A 15497-nucleotide genomic window follows, 5' to 3' on the forward strand; every position below is an offset into this window, starting at 1 on the left:
ACCGACTTCATCCCCACACCATCAGCTCGCCACGACGAGCTGATGGTCGCAAATCAAAGCATCAGGGGGGTCAAAATTGGACGCCGATTCCCCAGCTTATGGGGTCAATTTTGCACGCCGATTCACACGCCTGTGTTGTAGCTGATATTGCCCTTGATGTTGCAGCCTACGAGAGGTGGGCCGATTTCAAGGGTCAGCAAGCCGGCCAGAAACGCGCCGCCCTCAAAGATGGACACCCACCACGACGGGCTGCCAGAACGACGACGGCGTTTGCCGGCGGTACCCTTGCGCCACTGTCCAGAGCGATTGTCGTAGGGGTGCTTGTCCACGCCCTCTTCCCCCAGGGCAGAATGCGACCTCTTGCCGTTTGGAGTCCAGATGCGGCTAGTTCACCGGCCCTGTGGAGCGCCAATGCTTGAATGTGGCACCGTGCTTTCATCCCTACCGCCCTGAATTCCTGTATGCTTGGTGCAAAGGAACGACCAAAAATGGCCTTCACTGTCATCTGGTACGGAAGACAGGGCATCGTCGACAAGGAGACGTTCGACGCCGAGAAGACTGCGAAAGACCATGCAATCAAGATGTTCCAGACCCGAAAAGGTGACGATGGAATCGTCGCCGTTGAAGTTCGTAACGACAACGGCGCTGTGGTCTTTAGCCATGCGGAGAGCTAGCGATGGCCATCCGGTCTCGCGCAGTCGCTACCCAACCGTAGGGGCGGCTTCACCGGCCCTGTAGAGCCCTACAAGATCCAAGGGGCGGTCTGGGGACTTCCTTCACCGTTTGCAGAAGCACCTGATTCAGAGCCACCAGTGGACGGTGGCGATCTGAATTGGACGAAATTCTCGGCTACTCTGTTAGCTTGATTTGCCTGCCGGCTGAATGTCGACTTTGACCCAAGCGGACATCGGCACTCATGCCACGACCACCCTACGCGGTAGCGACGCACCACCTCCACGATGCGGCATTGGGGCGGAGAGCCAGCGGTCGGCCTCAATATGTGCTTAGGCTCGGCGATCACGACTCACCGATGTCGACGACGGTCGCTAGGTCGCAGATCATCTGAAAGTGGAACATCACGGGCCGGCCGTCCTGCGGATCAATTCCGAAGGAATGCGTCATGACAGGCTCGAAGGCGCCGAGCGCATCCTGCTCCGCGTTGAGCTTGTCCCAGTCCTCGTAGCGGTGCTCCGCGCTTGCCTTGTCCATCTGCTCCCCATCCGCCGGATATCGCAAATGACAGCAGGAGCGGCAACGGCCCGGCTACCACAGGCGAATACGCGCCCGGGAGCGGTCGACCCGAACTATGCGCAAGACAGGCATATCTTTCGCAGCTAATGTTCCAGCGCTGCAGGGAGACAACGGCCGATGAAGAGCCAAGAAATTCTGGCCAGCACCACCCGTCTCGGCCCGGTTCATCTGCGCGTCGTCGACATTCCAGCCGCCTTACCGGTCTGGCGTGACGTGGTCGGCCTCTCGACCCTGACCAGGGACGGCGGGATCGCCGAACTCGGCGTCGACGGCAAGATCCTTATTGTGCTGCCTGCCGGGGCAACAACCGTCCTGCCGTCAAAGTCCCGCGATCTTTTTCATGTCGCCATCCATGTCACGACACGCAAGGAATTGGCCCGAGTCGCCGCCCGGCTGCGGGCCTCCGGCCTGAGGCACAGCGCCCAGGATCACCTGATCTCGGAATCCCTTTACGTTTCCGACCCTTCCGGCAACGGGATCGAGATCTGCTTCGACACACCCGGGCGCTTCGCTTCCAGGGAAGAGATGGCTGGCGGCGGTGTTTCGCTTGTCGCCAAGGACGGCACAAGGCATTCCGGGCGAGAACCTCTGGATATCGATCGATTGCTGCAGGAGCTCGACCCGGCGGACCGTGTCAAAGTTCCGCTGGCGGCGGATACCTTCATCGGTCACATTCATATGCGCGCACGGTCGCCCGAAACGCTGATGGCGTTCTACCTCGGAGTGCTTGGCTTCAGGCCACATATCCAGTCTGCAACGTTTGGCCTGTTCGACTGCGGCACCGAGGAACGCACACACATGGTGGCGTTCAACATCTGGGCTCGCGACGAGCTGAAGGAGCCACCGCTCGGCGCGGCGGGTCTGGAGCATTTTACCGTCGTGCTTCCTACCCGGGAAGACCTCGCGGCCGTCGCGCGACGTCTCGGCGATGCGCAGGTGCCCTCGCTGCAAACGGAGGGGGCGCTGGACCTCTCCGACCCTGAGGGAAACCGCCTGCGGATAGTGCTCGCAAGCGACTGATCTGGCTGTAGGCCTGAACGGGGGGACAATGGCGATAAGGGTAATCGGAACGGGCTTTGGCCGGACAGGAACGGATTCGATGCGCGAGGCGCTGACGATCCTTGGTTTCGGCCCCTGTCACCACATGTCCGAAGTCATGGCCAATGAAGACCAGAAGCGGCTTTGGCGTGCGCTGGCGCAGGGCGCGGCACCAGACTGGAACCAGCTGTTTGCCGGCTACGCGTCCTGCATCGACTGGCCCTCGGCGCACTATTGGCGTGACCTGATTGAGTTCTATCCAGACGCCCGGGTCATTCTGACATACCGATCGCCGGAAAGCTGGTGGAAAAGCTTCGAGAAAACGATCCTGGCAGGCATCAGCCGGAGCACGGATCAGGAGTCGCTGGGTCTTGCCTTGATCTCCAGGCAGGTCTTCGGCGGTCGGCCGCACGATCGCGCTAATGCCATAGCCGTCTACGAGGCCAATGTAAGGGCGGTCATTGCGACAGTGCCGCCGGGTCGGCTGCTGGTCCACAATCTGGGAGATGGGTGGAAGCCGCTCTGCCTGCATCTCGGCGTGCCGGTGCCGGACCAGTCCTATCCCAATCGCAACAACACCAAGGACTTTCAGTCGGCTCTTGCACAGAACCAGTCTGACCGTCTGCAAGGGGGTGGCAAGCAGACCTTCGGATCAAAGGACCGGTGACCGTGATGCGCCCACAAGGAGACGTTCGCTGCTGTCCGGTTGTGCAAGCATCGTAAATTGCACCGTTACTAGGGCAGCCCGGCGGCGCGGAGGGCCTCGCCGAGAGACCGCGAGCGCCGGCGCGCAATTCACGCCTGAAAATTGCCTCGCTCTCGGCCCGCCCGTGTCGATGAATTTGCGACCTCAATCTGAGTGACCTATGCTCAAGCAATGCAACATCTCAGTTCGTTGACCGCCAAGCCCCCGCATGGATATGCCGACAAAGAACTCGATGCCTTTGTCAAGTTGGTTGTTTCGAAGGGCGAAGTTTCCCACTATGGGCTGCTTGAACGCATCAAGGGTGCGCGGGGCCTAGTCATGCTCTATGACGGTAAGAAGCTGGTCGGAACTGCCGCGATTATAAATCCAAAGCCGGACGATCGAACCGCCGTCTTTGCCAAGTCGAAATCAAATGCTGACGCCGCCGCCTACCCAGTCGAACTAGGGTATGTGGTCGTCGCAGAAAGCCATCGCCGTCATAAATTGGGCTGGCGTCTCGTCGACGCGGCGCTGTCATTCGCAAGCGGATCAGCCGTGTTCGCTACAACACGCAGCAATAATGCCGCCATGCGACGAATCTTGCCGGCTCGCGGTTTCACGGCCAATGGGTCTCCCTACCCGTCCACTGAACATCCCGGTCAGGAAATTCATCTGTTCCTACGTGGGTAAGCGCCCTGAGGACCGAACCTGGCCCTATAACCCGAGCACGCGCTCTTGTTCGACTTGCGGCAGAAAGCTTAGGATCCCTTGAGGAACGACTGCAGCGCCAACCGCGCCGATCCGCCGGTAACGTGCAGAGCCTACGAGGCGCAGCATGGCTAACCCCTCGCCCCTCATGCAACTGTCGTGGCTGACTGATAGGGTGAGCAAATGGTCAAATTTCAGCCCGATGGCTGGCGCATCGTCACACCGAGAATCGTCACCGACGACGTCAGGGGCTTGGTCGAATTCGACGCGACCGGCGAGTACCGGACTGGGGCGCCGGCAGAGATGAAGATTGGCGACCCTATCGTGATGGTCAGCGGCGATGGCGAACGCGAAGCAATGCCGGCTTTCCTCTATGTGTATGTAGAAGACGCTGACGAAACGTACCGGCGTGCAATCGGTGCGGGCGGAGAGTCGATTGAGGAACCCAAGGACACGCCTTATGGCGACCGACGAGCGATGATGCGGGATGCGTGGGGGAATAGATGGCAGATCGCGACACATCGGGAAGACTTGTCAGTCAACGAAATTTGAGAATACATGCGCGGATGCTGACTTGTTCCGGTTGGGATGAGTCCCCGTCCAACCGCTCCGCCCTAGCGTGTTAACGCTAATCAGAGGCACGGACACATCAATCTTCTTTAGCGGACTTTTTCAAACCGGCCAGCATCATCGTCCAATTTTTCTTGAGTTCGGCCTTGGTCTTTTCGTCAACCTTGGCAGCAGGACCCATGTTGATCTGCCCCACGTCACCCTTGTCTTCTTCCCGTCCGAGTCGAGCGCAGCGGAAATCGATCTAGCTCGGATCACTCCTGGCCTTAAAGCGTGCCGCCTCTTCCGAACCGCGGGTGGCGTCGCCGGCGCTGTAGGAATGTGCACCGGCGCCGGCGAGCTTGCCGCCATCGACGATCAGATATTCCTCACGGATCGGCCGGCCTTCGAACCAGCATTCGAGAATTTCGCGGGTGCCCGCGGCGTAGCGCGCCTGGGCGGAGAGCGACGATCCTGAAATGTGCGGCGTCATGCCGTGATGCGGCATCGATCGCCACGGATGATCCTTGGGAGCCGGCTGCGGGAACCAGACGTCGCCGGCATAGCCAGCGAGTTGGCCACTCTCCAGCGCGCGGGCGATGGCGTCACGATTGCAGATCTTGCCGCGCGCCGTGTTCACCAGATAGGCGCCGCGTTTCATCCTGGCGATCATCGTCTCGTCAAAGAGGTTTTCCGTCTCCGGATGCAGAGGTGCATTGATGGTGACCACGTCGCAGATGCCGACCATGGATGCGGGGTCCTTGTGGAAGGTGACGCCAAGCTCTTTCTCGACCACCTCAGGCAGGCGGTGGCGATCGGTGTAGTGCAACTTGACGTCGAACGGCTTCAGCCGGCGCAACACCGCGCTGCCGATCCGGCCGGCACCGACGGTTCCGATCTGCATTCCCTCGATATCGTAGGAGCGTGCGACGCAGTCGGCGATATTCCAGCCGCCTTTCACGACCCACTGGTAGGACGGGATGTAGTTGCGCACGAGCCCCAGGATCATCATGACCACATGCTCGGACACGCTGATCGAATTGCAGTAAGTCACCTCGGCGACCGTGATACCGCGGTCCATGGCGGCCTGAAGATCGACATGATCGGATCCGATGCCGGCGGTGATCGCAAGCTTCAGTCTGCTTGCCTTGGCTATGCGTTCTTCGGTCAGGTATGCCGGCCAGAACGGCTGCGAGATGACGATTTCAGCGCCGACGAGTTCGCGTTCGAAAACGCTGTCGGGACCGTCCTTGTCCGCAGTCACAACCAGGCTGTGCCCGGCGCTTTCGATAAATCTCCTGAGGCCGAGTTCGCCCGACACGCTGCCGAGCAGAACCCCCGGTTCAAAGTCGATGGCCTTCGGCGTGGGAATTGTCTGGCCGCCGGGATAGCGGTCGAGCTTTGGCAGGCCGTCCCGCGCATATTTTGTCGGATAACCGTCGACCGGATCGTCATAGAGGACGCAAACGACTTTTGCCATTGTGTATCTCCCTTCGTCTGACAACGAAGAGGAAAACGCTCTGTTGTTAACGCTGCCGGCCAACGATGGTCGGCACGGCGATGCTCTGTTGAATTGCTGGTGGGGAGCAGACTCATCTGCCGGCGCTTCCTCATTCGGAAAGTTGTGCGCTATTGCGTATTACATGGAAGACCCGGGCATGGTTTCAAGTGCTGCGGGCGGCACTCGTGCAGCGTTCGAGTTCCTTTGTTTCAGACCGCGCGCACGCTCTGCTGACAACAAATGCTTGATGCGGACACTTCAGAATTGCCGAGGTTGGGCACCGTGCATCATGATCACTGACAGGCTCCGACTTCGCAGGCCTCAAGGGCTTCTGCATCCCCTCAAAGATTGCAAACAACCTGTTAGTCAGCGCTTATCAAGCAGAGGAATCTCGCATCGCTTGCCGCTCAGACGGTATTGCCAAGCCAGTTCGCAACGCTCACCGATGTCACACCTGGAAATGGCGAAAGTGACGAGACAGACAGGCAGCTTATGCAAGTCCTGATCAAGTTCGAGTTGCGGACGCACTAGCCAGCGCTACAAGGCTAGCCTTTCCACAATGCGGGCCGTTTGTTGCCTTTTTACAGAAGATACGAAAACGCCGCTCGACCGGAAGGGAGCGGCGTTTACCAAGTGTGGTGTCCTACCCTAGACGAAACCCCGATTTGGTCGGGGCCGTCGGACTTGAACCGACGTTTCCAGCTTGTTCGCTATCAGTCTATAGGTGGTGTTTTCCTGTCGTCCTTGCAAGCGCCATCGGCGCAGCTTTGCAGGGTGTGCAAGGATAGTCGGAGTCGATACAATTGCATCCGAATTCCGTAATTGAACGACCGCTGCTTTCCGGCTTCCGTGACGCGCACACTCGCTGGTTCTGCCGTCAGCAATGTCATGAATCGACCTGTCGCGTTCGACGCGGCTCGGAACGCCGATGATGCAACGATATCCTGACTCGCCGTAACGGCAGACGCTGGCCCTGTCGCCTAACTGCTCCGTCACTGTTTTCAGTGGAGCGCAAGCCCGCGCCGAAAAATACTAGAAGCCCCGCCCCTGCGGGGTTTTTCGTTGGGGGAAGCGTTGCGGCGACATCGACGGGTGATCCGCAGGAGAGGGAGCAGCGCCAGAGATCAGCGATGCGGCTTGGTCGGCACAAGACGACGGCAGGCCAACCTCACCAAGCCACTCGTCGTAGTGATGGTTTAGGGCCAACAACAACTCGTCTGGATGATCCATGCCGCTTTGGAACAACTCGATGATTTGACGGCCAAGACGTTCCCTGGCCGGATCGCCCACTGCTATCCCGGCCTGACGGCAATAATCATCGACCACTGTGGCCAGTATTGAAAGCTGCTTTGAGTCCGCTGAGTCATTGAACGTCATTATCGCTTCTCCCTTTGTTGGGCGAAAGCGTGGTGGTCTCTTCCACTCGCCGGCTTGCCGGGAAGGTGCAGGCGACCATCGATATATAGTGTGCCGGTTTGGTACATACGACTCAATTTGAACTCGTTGGCAGCCTTCATGACGATGAAGGCCGGACTGTTGATCAGGTCGTGCGCCCTGAGCAGACGATAGACCGAAGCCTCATCGACGCTCGCCGCCGCCGGTATCGGCGTCATGAAGTTCGAGCGGGAATACTTCACCATGCCCTCGACCTTGCCCTTGTCGTTCCCCTTGGCGCGAGCGCACTAGCCGAAGAAGCTCTTTAATCAGTGATCCCACAATATCTCCTGGAGCATTTCCTCGACCGAGTACGGCGAAATTCCAAGTTCTCCAAATCCCGGCATCTCCGGCGATGACACGTTGTCGACCTGCATCAGTTCCACTTGATTCCGAGTGACAGGCGGGCTCGGGAGCATTTCTGCGAACCAAGCCAGCGCGTGCCAAGCGGCAAATGGGATTGGAATCAGATTGGGCTTAAGACCGGCTTCGTGCGCAACGGCTCTGAGAAATTCCTTGTAAGAGTAGACGCGAGGACCGCCGCACTCGTACGTGATCGCATGCGTCTCCGTCCCCTGCAGCGCTCTTGCGGTCGCCTCTGCCACATCGCCCACATAGGCCGGCTGCAATCTCGTCAGGCCGCGACCGAACATCGGATAGATTGGAAGCCGGCGGAGAAGTTTGAGGACAATGGTGAGAAACGCGTCATCCGGTCCGAACATCACCGCCGGGCGGATGATAGTGGCTTCAGCAAACGCTGCACGCACCACCAGTTCGCCTTCGCCACGCTTACGGATGTAGAGCGACGGCGAGGCAACATCGGAGCCGATTCCTGAAATGTGAGCGAGCCGTTCGACGCCAGCTCGGTGTGCTTGGGCTGCAACCCGCCGGGCTGACTCGACATGCACGGAATGAAAGGTCTCCTGTCCCTGTTCGACATAAAGACTGACCGAATTTACAACACCGTGAGCACCGGCAAGTGCATCGGCGATCGCCCGCTCATCGTGGATATTGGCTTCGACCGATTGAAGTTGCGGATCATCAGAACCAAACAGCTTCTTGGCCCGTTCCGGATGTCTTGATGCGATCCGAACGAAAAACTCACCATCGCGGAGATGCCGAACAACGCGGCGGCCGAGAAACCCGGTTCCACCGAACACGGTGACGACGCGATGGTTCATGGCAGCCATGGCTTAGACTTTGTCAGCTCTTGTCGGCCGTCTCGACCCGGCGGTTCAGGTCACGTGAGCGGCACGCCTACTGACCACTATCTATCACCTGGGCTACCTCGTACAGATTGGGATCGATCTCGTCCGTCAACTGATCGAAATGACCCCACTCCTTCCGGAATTCCGGCGATTGATGAGCCGATCGCAAGAGATCGCGATTCTGCCATTGGACGTAGTTGACGATGCGCCGCCCGTCGAGGCTGCGATGCAGGCTGATTGAGATGAAGCCAGGCTGGCGCGCCATAAAGCGCGCCCGCTCGGTCATGACGGACAATGCCTCGGCCTGCTTGTCCGGTTCAGAATCGACGATGGTGATTTGGGTGACGGGTTGGTTGTCGGTTCGGATCTGTGTCATGGAAACCTCGCTAGATTGGCGATGGATTTGCCGTGTCACTGCTGGCGGTCGACGGGCCGGCCCGAGCGATCGAGCACCCGATCGATCTTGCTCGCCATGATGAAATCGTTCTCGTGCGGTCCTTTGATCTTCTTGGTGCTTAGGGAAACCGTCACATAGCCCCAGCCGAAGCTGATGTCGGGGTGATGGCCTTCGGTTTCGGCGAGCTCACCTATCTCCTGAACAAGGGTGAGCGCGTCCCGGAAATTGCGGCATCGAAAGCTCCGTTGGATGCGGTGGGCATCGTCACCCAGCTCCCAATCTGGAGCCTGTGCCTGGAAGCGTTGGGCTTCATCACGCGTGAGCGGCGGGACGCCGCCGCGACAAGGCGTACATGTTTTCTCGGCAAGAGTGTCGATCATGTTTCTTGTCTCCAAGACCATTTTTAGCAGCAAAAACGACAGCGACGAGCGCCTATCGATCGATCTCCCCGAACACGATGTCGAGCGAGCCGATGATCGCCAAGATATCGGCTCGCATGTGCCCGCGTGCTGGCCCTCCATCGTCCTGGCTATAGTTTCAGGCGCCGATCAGTAGTCCATTCCGCCCATTCCGCCCATACCTCCTGCGCCACCCATAGCGGGCGCATCCTTCTGCGGAATGTCCGCGATCATTGCTTCAGCGGTGATCAGGAGCGCGGCAATCGAGCCGGCATCCTGCAGGGCCGTCCGAACGACCTTGGCGGGGTCGACGATACCGGCCTTGATCATGTCGACGTAGAGTTCGGTCTGAGCATCGAAACCTTGATTGTGATCCTTGCTGTCCATCAGCTTTCCAACGACGATCGAGCCTTCGACGCCGGAATTCTCGGCGATCTGGCGGATCGGCGCCTCGAGCGCCCTCAGCACGATCGAAATGCCGGCCGTCACATCGGCATTGGCTCCCGTCAGCCCGTTAAGCGCCGACCTGGCGCGCAGCAGCGCCACGCCACCACCCGGAACGATGCCTTCTTCCACCGCCGCACGCGTGGCGTTCAGCGCGTCGTCGATGCGGTCCTTCTTTTCTTTGACTTCCGTCTCGGTCGCGCCGCCGACGCGAATGACGGCAACGCCGCCAGCCAGCTTCGCCAGCCGCTCCTGGAGTTTCTCCTTGTCGTAGTCGGAGGTGGTTTCCTCGATCTGCAACTTGATCTGCTGGACACGCGCCTGGATGGTGGCTTTTTCGCCGGCGCCGGCGATGATCGTGGTCGTGTCCTTTTCGATCAGCCCGCGCTTGGCCCGCCCGAGCATGTCGATGGTGACGTTCTCGAGCTTGATGCCGAGATCCTCGGAAATCATCTGGCCGGCGGTGAGCACGGCGATGTCTTCCAGCATCGCCTTGCGGCGGTCGCCGAAGCCTGGCGCCTTGACGGCCGCAACCTTGAGGCCGCCGCGCAGCTTGTTGACGACCAATGTCGCCAGCGCTTCGCCTTCGACGTCCTCGGAGATGATCAGCAGCGGCTTGCCGCTTTGCACGACCGCTTCCAAGATCGGCAGCAGCGCCTGCAGATTGCCAAGCTTCTTTTCATGGATGAGGACGTAAGGATCCTCCAACTCGACGCGCATCTTCTCGGCGTTGGTGACGAAATAGGGTGAGAGATAGCCGCGGTCGAATTGCATGCCTTCGACGACGTCGAGTTCGGTGTCGGCGGTCTTGGCCTCCTCGACGGTGATGACGCCGTCATTGCCGACCTTGTCCATCGCCTTGGCGATCATGGCACCGACCGACGCGTCGCCATTGGCGGCGATCGTGCCAACCTGGGCGATCTCGTCCGAAGATTTGACTTTCCTGGCCCGGGCTTGAACGTCCTTCACCACGGCAGCCACAGCAAGATCGATGCCGCGCTTGAGGTCCATCGGGTTCATGCCCGCGGCAACGAATTTGGCGCCCTCGCGCAGGATGGAAGCGGCCAGCACCGTGGCGGTGGTGGTGCCGTCACCGGCAAGGTCGTTGGTCTTCGAGGCCACTTCGCGCACCATTTGCGCGCCCATGTTCTCGAACTTGTCGGAAAGCTCGATTTCCTTAGCGACGGCGACCCCGTCCTTGGTGATGCGCGGCGCGCCATAGGCGCGGTCAATGATGACATTGCGGCCTTTGGGGCCGAGCGTCACCTTCACGGCATTGTTGAGGATCTCGACACCGCGCAGCATGCGGTCACGGGCATCGGTGGAGAATTTGATTTCCTTGGCAGACATGATTTTACGTCCAGTTCAGTCTAGAAATTAGGAGAGCGCAAATCGCCCGGTCAGGCGGCTTTCTTGCCCGCTTTGGTCTTCTCGACGATGCCCATAATGTCGCTCTCCTTCATGATCAGAAGATCCTCGCCGTCGATCTTGACCTCGGTGCCGGACCATTTGCCGAACAGGATGAGATCGCCGGCCTTGACGTCGAGCGGGATCAGCTTGCCGCTCTCGTCACGTGAGCCTGGGCCGACGGCGATGACTTCGCCTTCCTGGGGCTTTTCCTTGGCGGTGTCGGGAATGATGATTCCGCCCTTGGATTTGGTATCGCCTTCCGCGCGCCGAATGACGACGCGGTCGTGGAGTGGTCGGAATTTCATTGGGGTTCTTTCTGCCGCCGCACATAGAGCGACTGCAACACTTAACATAGCCCCTTTGGCACTCGAATGATAGGAGTGCCAAATTTTCCAGGCTTGCCTGGCGATGCGTCGGCGCGTTTATTCACCTGCCGGCAATCGCCCTGCAGAGTTCGGCGCAACAGATGGTGCAGCTCAGCCCAGCGGACCTTGCCGCCGCTCTCGAAAAGGACCTTGGATAATCATAACCGCACCATCCCTCATGCAACGCAGCCTTCCCGCGTGGGGAGCGCTTGCCTGCGCTGCGGCGGCGGCTTTCCATGCGAGCCGCTTCAAAAATGATGCTGCGAAACGGAGCCGGCTTTATCCGACGAACGCCTCACGCATCCGAGCGAACATGCCGGGCTGTCTCCCTGCAATCGCCGCACGGATGTGACGGGCGGCCGTTGCGGCGTTCACCGTCGCGCCGAAATGGCAATAGCAGATGATCTCATGCAATTGCCTGTCGGTCAGTTCGAAGAACCGCTTCGCTTCGCCGTAGTTGTCGTCTTCCAACCCGGCGGCGCGCAGGACAGGATCCTCGAAAGCGATCGAAATCGGCGTGTCGTGGCCGCGCATGATCGCGCGCGCATTAGCCGGCTGGTACTCAGTCTGAGGCAGCGTCGAGAGGCGCCGGTCAGGGTTCCGTTCGAGGAGCTCTGCCCAGCGTTCAAGACGTTCGCTGCGCGACATGGCTTGGCGCGGGTAGGCCTGATCGATCTCGGCGACGATCTGCAGTTGCTCGATCGTTTGGTGCTTCATGTTGGCCTCCTATTCGGACGATAGTTGGTCCACCCATATCCTTCTTATGCCTGCAGCCAGCGTGACTCCAACGGATCGTGAAGTCCAATCACGATGATGCCTGGAGGGCTTCGTTCACGCAGATGTGGAGGCTTCGCAAAGATCCGGCCATTAATTTGGCGAACGCGGTCAAATGCGCGGCTGCTCGACGATGTTGGTCTGGAGTCCGTGCCGATCGAGGTGACCGACGGGCAGAGTCTGTGCTGGAGTAGCCCGGCTCCATTGCTGGCCGGGCAGCGGGATCAAGGGAGCGGCAGTTTAGCTTCGAAACCGCCGAAGGCCGGGCCGATGCGAGTTCTCCGCCCGGCCCTTGTGGCTCCAGTGTACGACTTCCGGCACGACCTGGCGCCTGGCTACTCCGTAGGATCGCAGTTTGTCCGTGTCGAAACCATTATCGAAGTTACCCGGCCCTATGGCGGAGTGTTGCGGATTGCGCTCGATCCAAGAACCGGTCCGTCCAACAAGTTGAGCGGAAGCCATCTCAAAAACGGTCCAGGCTGTGCGTCGTCAGGATGGTAGCCGAACCAGCGAAACAGCCAATCAGGGGTCCCTTCCTTCGACCTTTAGAGATGAGCGACCCATTTGCCCTCTGGTAGGCAAACAGGCTGGATAAGGGTCTTTGGGAAGCGCGCACTACGACCGCGCCGGCATGATCGCCAGCGGCTGCGACCGGCGGCTGCAGGCGTGCTCGACGAGTTAGCGTTGCGCCATGGATGTCAAAAGATCGGCGATGCCATCTAGCGGCCGTGTGATCGATGCGGCGCGCGTTATCCTGATCTTCCAGCACAGCTCCGCGCAGTTGCACCCCTCATTAGACCGTTTCGAGCCGACTGAACCGAACTGGGATGAGTTTCCGAGTCTTGAGTTGCCCTGCCGCGACCTTGTCGATGACAGTCAGCAACTGTACTTTTTCAGATCCCACAGGCAGAACCATGCGCCCCCCTGGCTTGAGCTGCTCAAGCAAAGCCGGCGGCGTCGGCTCAGCCGCCACCGTGATCAGGATCTTGTCGAATGGGGCGTGCTCAGGCCAGCCGCGAGACCCGTCTCCGACACGAATGCCGACATTGGAGGTGCCGAGGCCCTGCAGGAGAGCCTCGGCATCGCTTGCGAATTCCTCGATGATTTCGACGCTCCAAACCTGCGAGGCGAGTTCCGCGAGGATTGCGGTTTGGTAGCCCAGGCCGGTGCCGATCTCGAGCACTGCCTCGTGCGGTTGGGGAGCAAGGAGATCGGTCATGAGAGCGACGATGAAGGGCTGCGAGACGGTCTTATCGAAGCCGATCGGCAGCGGCATGTCCTGGTAGGCATAAGGCGCGACCACGGCTGGAACGAAGAGATGCCGTGGCACCCGCCGCATCGCTGCCATCACCCGCTCATCGAGCGTCGCCTTGCCGAGTTCTTCGCTTGCAAGGTCGGCATGGATTGCAATCACCTCGACCATGTGCCTGCGTAGAACCGCGAGGTGCTCTTCGTTCATCGGCTTCATGACGGTGGGCGTTCCTCAACCAGTCTGCTGCCTGATAGCCTTATAACCTGTTCGTCTTGTCACAGTAACCATGTCGTCGAGAACGCGGCTTCGGTTGGAGCGGGTTGTACCGCCCTGCTATTTCGTCGCCGTCCTTGTTGCTCTCCCGTTCCTCGCACCGGGGGGTGGAACGGCGTGCGCATCAGAAGCTCGCCAGCCAGGCGACAACATCGATATTGCGGATTGCCAGCCAGTTGAGCACCAATGGGCCGAAGGCCAAAACGACGCCGAACCCTGCGCTGGCGCTCACCGGCTCCTTCCCGTGCTGATCGTGCGTGATCTGGTGATTGACGATGACCGAACCTGGGCGAGCCAGCAGCGCTATTTGCGCTGCAGGCGAGGCGAGGGCGAACGCCGGCACAGCCGGCGCGGCGCTTCCGTTGCATTTACGCCGCCTCCGGACCCTCACTACTGCGCTGTTTGGATGCGCGTTCCGGCCTCCGCTTCCGCCGAGGCCAGCAGCAGCGGCTCATTTCTCGAGCTTCCACGAACAACCGGAATAAAGCTAAAAATCGCGACTCGGTCCGTAGTCGCCGATTGGCGCGACATGCGAGACCAAGCCGGTCTCGGGCGACCAGGCGTGGAGCGCAAAGCCCGGAGGCTCGAGGATAAATCGGATGGGCTGGCCCGGGCGAAGATCAAGCGCCAGCTGATGCGCCACTCCGGGCACAACGAAGCCGACCGTGCCGGCCCAGCGACGGGTGATGGGGCGATGGTGATGGCCGGCGACCACGCATTCAATTTCAGGATGGCTTTCGACAAGCCCCGCGAATGCGCTGTCGGTTCGGCACATCGTCGCGTCCATCCCGCTGACACCGGTAACGAAGGGTGGGTGATGCATGAAGACCAGCGTCGGGCGACCGTCCCCTTCAGCGAGACGATCGGCAAACCAAGCCGCTCGTGCGGCGCAGATAGCACCGCCGACCTTTCCCGGCACCACCGTGTCGAGGCCGATGAGCCGAACTGGAAAATCCTCGACAACGTAATGCAGAAAATCCTCAGCTTGGCGCAGATAGGGATAGGCCGCGGCGAGGCCGTCGCGCATCGTCTCGCGCCGGTCGTGATTGCCCGGAATGACGAATACCGGCATTGCCAGACGGGACAGGATATCAACCACGAGAGCGTACTCGTCCAGGCCCCCGCTATCGGCAAGATCGCCCGTGACGAGGACGCAATCGGGAACAGGGTCCAGGGCAGCGATCGTGGCAATGGCGCGCCGCGTCATGGCATTGGTGTCGATGCCAGCATATACCATTTGGCCAACGGCATGGACATGGAAGTCGCTAATCTGCGCAACGAGCATGGAAAGAAGTCCAAGTGGAGGGATAACCGGGGGCCGGTTGGCGCCCGTGCGGTGAATGGAGTGGCGCCGATGCGGATCGGTATCTTACCTGCTCCGAAGCCGTGAGCTTTCGGAGCCCTGCTATCTCATCGGAGCCTGAGTTTCCTGGCAAGGCGTTCGGCCCATCCTCGGGGGGAGACCGACCGTGTTGGATCGGACCTTGCTGCCAATCCCTGTAGACACTACCCCAGCAAAATTACCGGTCTCACGATTTACATGTCCAAGGCAACAGCTCCGAGGCACGGCTTTCACCATTGGGCACATCTGTGGCAGCCGAGGGCCACAACTAAGGGATACTCTTTGTTGCCATAAAGATGATCCTCCTTTGAGCGAACGGGAACGGAAAGATCATGCGCATGCTGACGACAATCGCCGTCCTTTTGGCACTCGGCGTGGCGTCGCCAGTTTACGCTCAATCCCCGGGCGCGCAACTTCCCCCAGATGTAACCCAGGCTCCGCCAACTTTGTGCGACCAGGCTTCACGAG

19 protein-coding genes and 2 pseudogenes are annotated in these 15497 nt (G+C 60.0%); 5 read left to right on the forward strand and 16 right to left on the reverse strand.

Annotation, left to right across the window (positions count from 1 at the left end):
- Positions 1-122 precede the first annotated feature (122 nt).
- A complete protein-coding gene (locus CKW40_RS42785; RefSeq protein ID WP_143748256.1) occupies positions 123-329 on the reverse strand; it encodes a hypothetical protein in 207 nt (68 codons plus the stop codon).
- A gap of 159 nt (positions 330-488) precedes the next feature.
- Between CKW40_RS42785 and CKW40_RS06765 the strand changes: the two genes are divergently transcribed.
- Complete coding sequence (locus tag CKW40_RS06765) at positions 489-674, forward strand: hypothetical protein (protein WP_095199198.1); 186 nt, start codon at positions 489-491, stop codon at positions 672-674.
- A 343-nt stretch (positions 675-1017) separates the two neighbouring features.
- Here the strand turns inward: CKW40_RS06765 and CKW40_RS06770 are convergent, their stop codons facing one another.
- Positions 1018-1209 (reverse strand): hypothetical protein, encoded by a 192-nt coding sequence (locus CKW40_RS06770; RefSeq protein WP_095199199.1) that lies wholly within the window; start codon positions 1207-1209, stop codon positions 1018-1020.
- A 159-nt stretch (positions 1210-1368) separates the two neighbouring features.
- On the opposite strand from CKW40_RS06770, the gene CKW40_RS06775 reads away from it, so the two are divergent.
- The 4 genes from CKW40_RS06775 (at position 1369) to CKW40_RS06790 (ending at position 4234) form a co-directional block, all read left to right on the forward strand.
- Positions 1369-2271: a VOC family protein gene (locus CKW40_RS06775; protein WP_095199200.1), complete on the forward strand. Its 903-nt coding sequence runs from the start codon at positions 1369-1371 to the stop codon at positions 2269-2271.
- Between the two features lie 28 nt (positions 2272-2299).
- On the forward strand, positions 2300-2956 hold the full coding sequence (locus CKW40_RS06780) for a sulfotransferase family protein (RefSeq protein WP_095199201.1): 657 nt from the start codon (positions 2300-2302) through the stop codon (positions 2954-2956).
- Positions 2957-3166: 210 nt separating this feature from the next.
- The gene (locus CKW40_RS06785; protein ID WP_095199202.1) at positions 3167-3664 is read left to right on the forward strand and encodes a GNAT family N-acetyltransferase; all 498 of its coding nucleotides are present in this window, start codon (positions 3167-3169) and stop codon (positions 3662-3664) included.
- Positions 3665-3865: 201 nt separating this feature from the next.
- The gene (locus CKW40_RS06790; protein WP_095199203.1) at positions 3866-4234 is read left to right on the forward strand and encodes a VOC family protein; all 369 of its coding nucleotides are present in this window, start codon (positions 3866-3868) and stop codon (positions 4232-4234) included.
- Between the two features lie 262 nt (positions 4235-4496).
- Here CKW40_RS06790 and CKW40_RS06795 read toward each other — a convergent pair whose 3' ends face one another.
- From CKW40_RS06795 to CKW40_RS06855, 14 genes and pseudogenes are all read right to left on the reverse strand, one after another.
- The gene (locus CKW40_RS06795) at positions 4497-5711 is read right to left on the reverse strand and encodes an NAD-dependent formate dehydrogenase (RefSeq protein ID WP_095199204.1); all 1215 of its coding nucleotides are present in this window, start codon (positions 5709-5711) and stop codon (positions 4497-4499) included.
- Between the two features lie 1053 nt (positions 5712-6764).
- A complete protein-coding gene (locus tag CKW40_RS43680) occupies positions 6765-7109 on the reverse strand; it encodes a hypothetical protein (protein ID WP_179297860.1) in 345 nt (114 codons plus the stop codon).
- Positions 7109-7372, reverse strand: a complete 264-nt coding sequence (locus CKW40_RS06805; protein WP_095199205.1) for a hypothetical protein — start codon at positions 7370-7372, stop codon at positions 7109-7111. The genes CKW40_RS43680 and CKW40_RS06805 overlap by 1 nt, the downstream gene beginning before the upstream one ends.
- Positions 7373-7435: 63 nt before the next feature.
- Positions 7436-8356, reverse strand: a complete 921-nt coding sequence (locus CKW40_RS06810; RefSeq protein WP_095199206.1) for a complex I NDUFA9 subunit family protein — start codon at positions 8354-8356, stop codon at positions 7436-7438.
- Positions 8357-8423: 67 nt separating this feature from the next.
- Positions 8424-8750, reverse strand: coding sequence for an antibiotic biosynthesis monooxygenase family protein (locus CKW40_RS06815; protein ID WP_095199207.1), 327 nt, complete (start codon positions 8748-8750; stop codon positions 8424-8426).
- A gap of 35 nt (positions 8751-8785) precedes the next feature.
- Positions 8786-9151 carry a 4a-hydroxytetrahydrobiopterin dehydratase gene (locus tag CKW40_RS06820; RefSeq protein ID WP_095199208.1) on the reverse strand — a complete coding sequence of 122 codons (366 nt, stop codon included), beginning with the start codon at positions 9149-9151 and terminating at the stop codon, positions 8786-8788.
- A gap of 52 nt (positions 9152-9203) precedes the next feature.
- Positions 9204-9278, reverse strand: a pseudogene (locus tag CKW40_RS46185) (NADH-quinone oxidoreductase subunit D-related protein); the annotation flags it as partial.
- A gap of 41 nt (positions 9279-9319) precedes the next feature.
- Positions 9320-10963, reverse strand: coding sequence for a chaperonin GroEL (groL, locus tag CKW40_RS06825; protein ID WP_095199209.1), 1644 nt, complete (start codon positions 10961-10963; stop codon positions 9320-9322).
- Between the two features lie 50 nt (positions 10964-11013).
- Complete coding sequence (locus tag CKW40_RS06830) at positions 11014-11328, reverse strand: co-chaperone GroES (protein WP_095199210.1); 315 nt, start codon at positions 11326-11328, stop codon at positions 11014-11016.
- A gap of 339 nt (positions 11329-11667) precedes the next feature.
- Positions 11668-12105, reverse strand: a complete 438-nt coding sequence (locus CKW40_RS06835; RefSeq protein ID WP_095199211.1) for a hypothetical protein — start codon at positions 12103-12105, stop codon at positions 11668-11670.
- Between the two features lie 303 nt (positions 12106-12408).
- A pseudogene (locus CKW40_RS06840) lies at positions 12409-12525 on the reverse strand (IS6 family transposase); the annotation flags it as partial.
- Between the two features lie 430 nt (positions 12526-12955).
- Positions 12956-13630 (reverse strand): protein-L-isoaspartate(D-aspartate) O-methyltransferase, encoded by a 675-nt coding sequence (locus tag CKW40_RS06845; RefSeq protein ID WP_095199212.1) that lies wholly within the window; start codon positions 13628-13630, stop codon positions 12956-12958.
- A 181-nt stretch (positions 13631-13811) separates the two neighbouring features.
- Positions 13812-14030, reverse strand: a complete 219-nt coding sequence (locus tag CKW40_RS43685) for a hypothetical protein (RefSeq protein WP_095199213.1) — start codon at positions 14028-14030, stop codon at positions 13812-13814.
- 144 nt (positions 14031-14174) lie between these two features.
- Positions 14175-14972 (reverse strand): phosphodiesterase, encoded by a 798-nt coding sequence (locus tag CKW40_RS06855; RefSeq protein ID WP_095199214.1) that lies wholly within the window; start codon positions 14970-14972, stop codon positions 14175-14177.
- Positions 14973-15497 lie beyond the last annotated feature (525 nt).

The sequence above is a fragment of the Mesorhizobium carmichaelinearum genome, assembly GCF_900199455.1.
Taxonomy (GTDB): domain Bacteria; phylum Pseudomonadota; class Alphaproteobacteria; order Rhizobiales; family Rhizobiaceae; genus Mesorhizobium; species Mesorhizobium carmichaelinearum.

What these genes read in the sequence shown, in the direction of transcription:
- CKW40_RS06765 (WP_095199198.1), top strand. Translation starts at nt 489, where the DNA reads ATGGCCTTCACTGTCATCTGGTACGGAAGACAGGGCATCGTCGACAAG.
- CKW40_RS06770 (WP_095199199.1), bottom strand. Translation starts at nt 1,209, where the DNA reads ATGGACAAGGCAAGCGCGGAGCACCGCTACGAGGACTGGGACAAGCTC.
- CKW40_RS06775 (WP_095199200.1), top strand. Translation starts at nt 1,369, where the DNA reads ATGAAGAGCCAAGAAATTCTGGCCAGCACCACCCGTCTCGGCCCGGTT.
- CKW40_RS06780 (WP_095199201.1), top strand. Translation starts at nt 2,300, where the DNA reads ATGGCGATAAGGGTAATCGGAACGGGCTTTGGCCGGACAGGAACGGAT.
- CKW40_RS06785 (WP_095199202.1), top strand. Translation starts at nt 3,167, where the DNA reads ATGCAACATCTCAGTTCGTTGACCGCCAAGCCCCCGCATGGATATGCC.
- CKW40_RS06790 (WP_095199203.1), top strand. Translation starts at nt 3,866, where the DNA reads ATGGTCAAATTTCAGCCCGATGGCTGGCGCATCGTCACACCGAGAATC.
- CKW40_RS06795 (WP_095199204.1), bottom strand. Translation starts at nt 5,711, where the DNA reads ATGGCAAAAGTCGTTTGCGTCCTCTATGACGATCCGGTCGACGGTTAT.
- CKW40_RS43680 (WP_179297860.1), bottom strand. Translation starts at nt 7,109, where the DNA reads ATGACGTTCAATGACTCAGCGGACTCAAAGCAGCTTTCAATACTGGCC.
- CKW40_RS06805 (WP_095199205.1), bottom strand. Translation starts at nt 7,372, where the DNA reads ATGGTGAAGTATTCCCGCTCGAACTTCATGACGCCGATACCGGCGGCG.
- CKW40_RS06810 (WP_095199206.1), bottom strand. Translation starts at nt 8,356, where the DNA reads ATGGCTGCCATGAACCATCGCGTCGTCACCGTGTTCGGTGGAACCGGG.
- CKW40_RS06815 (WP_095199207.1), bottom strand. Translation starts at nt 8,750, where the DNA reads ATGACACAGATCCGAACCGACAACCAACCCGTCACCCAAATCACCATC.
- CKW40_RS06820 (WP_095199208.1), bottom strand. Translation starts at nt 9,151, where the DNA reads ATGATCGACACTCTTGCCGAGAAAACATGTACGCCTTGTCGCGGCGGC.
- groL (WP_095199209.1), bottom strand. Translation starts at nt 10,963, where the DNA reads ATGTCTGCCAAGGAAATCAAATTCTCCACCGATGCCCGTGACCGCATG.
- CKW40_RS06830 (WP_095199210.1), bottom strand. Translation starts at nt 11,328, where the DNA reads ATGAAATTCCGACCACTCCACGACCGCGTCGTCATTCGGCGCGCGGAA.
- CKW40_RS06835 (WP_095199211.1), bottom strand. Translation starts at nt 12,105, where the DNA reads ATGAAGCACCAAACGATCGAGCAACTGCAGATCGTCGCCGAGATCGAT.
- CKW40_RS06845 (WP_095199212.1), bottom strand. Translation starts at nt 13,630, where the DNA reads ATGAAGCCGATGAACGAAGAGCACCTCGCGGTTCTACGCAGGCACATG.
- CKW40_RS06855 (WP_095199214.1), bottom strand. Translation starts at nt 14,972, where the DNA reads ATGCTCGTTGCGCAGATTAGCGACTTCCATGTCCATGCCGTTGGCCAA.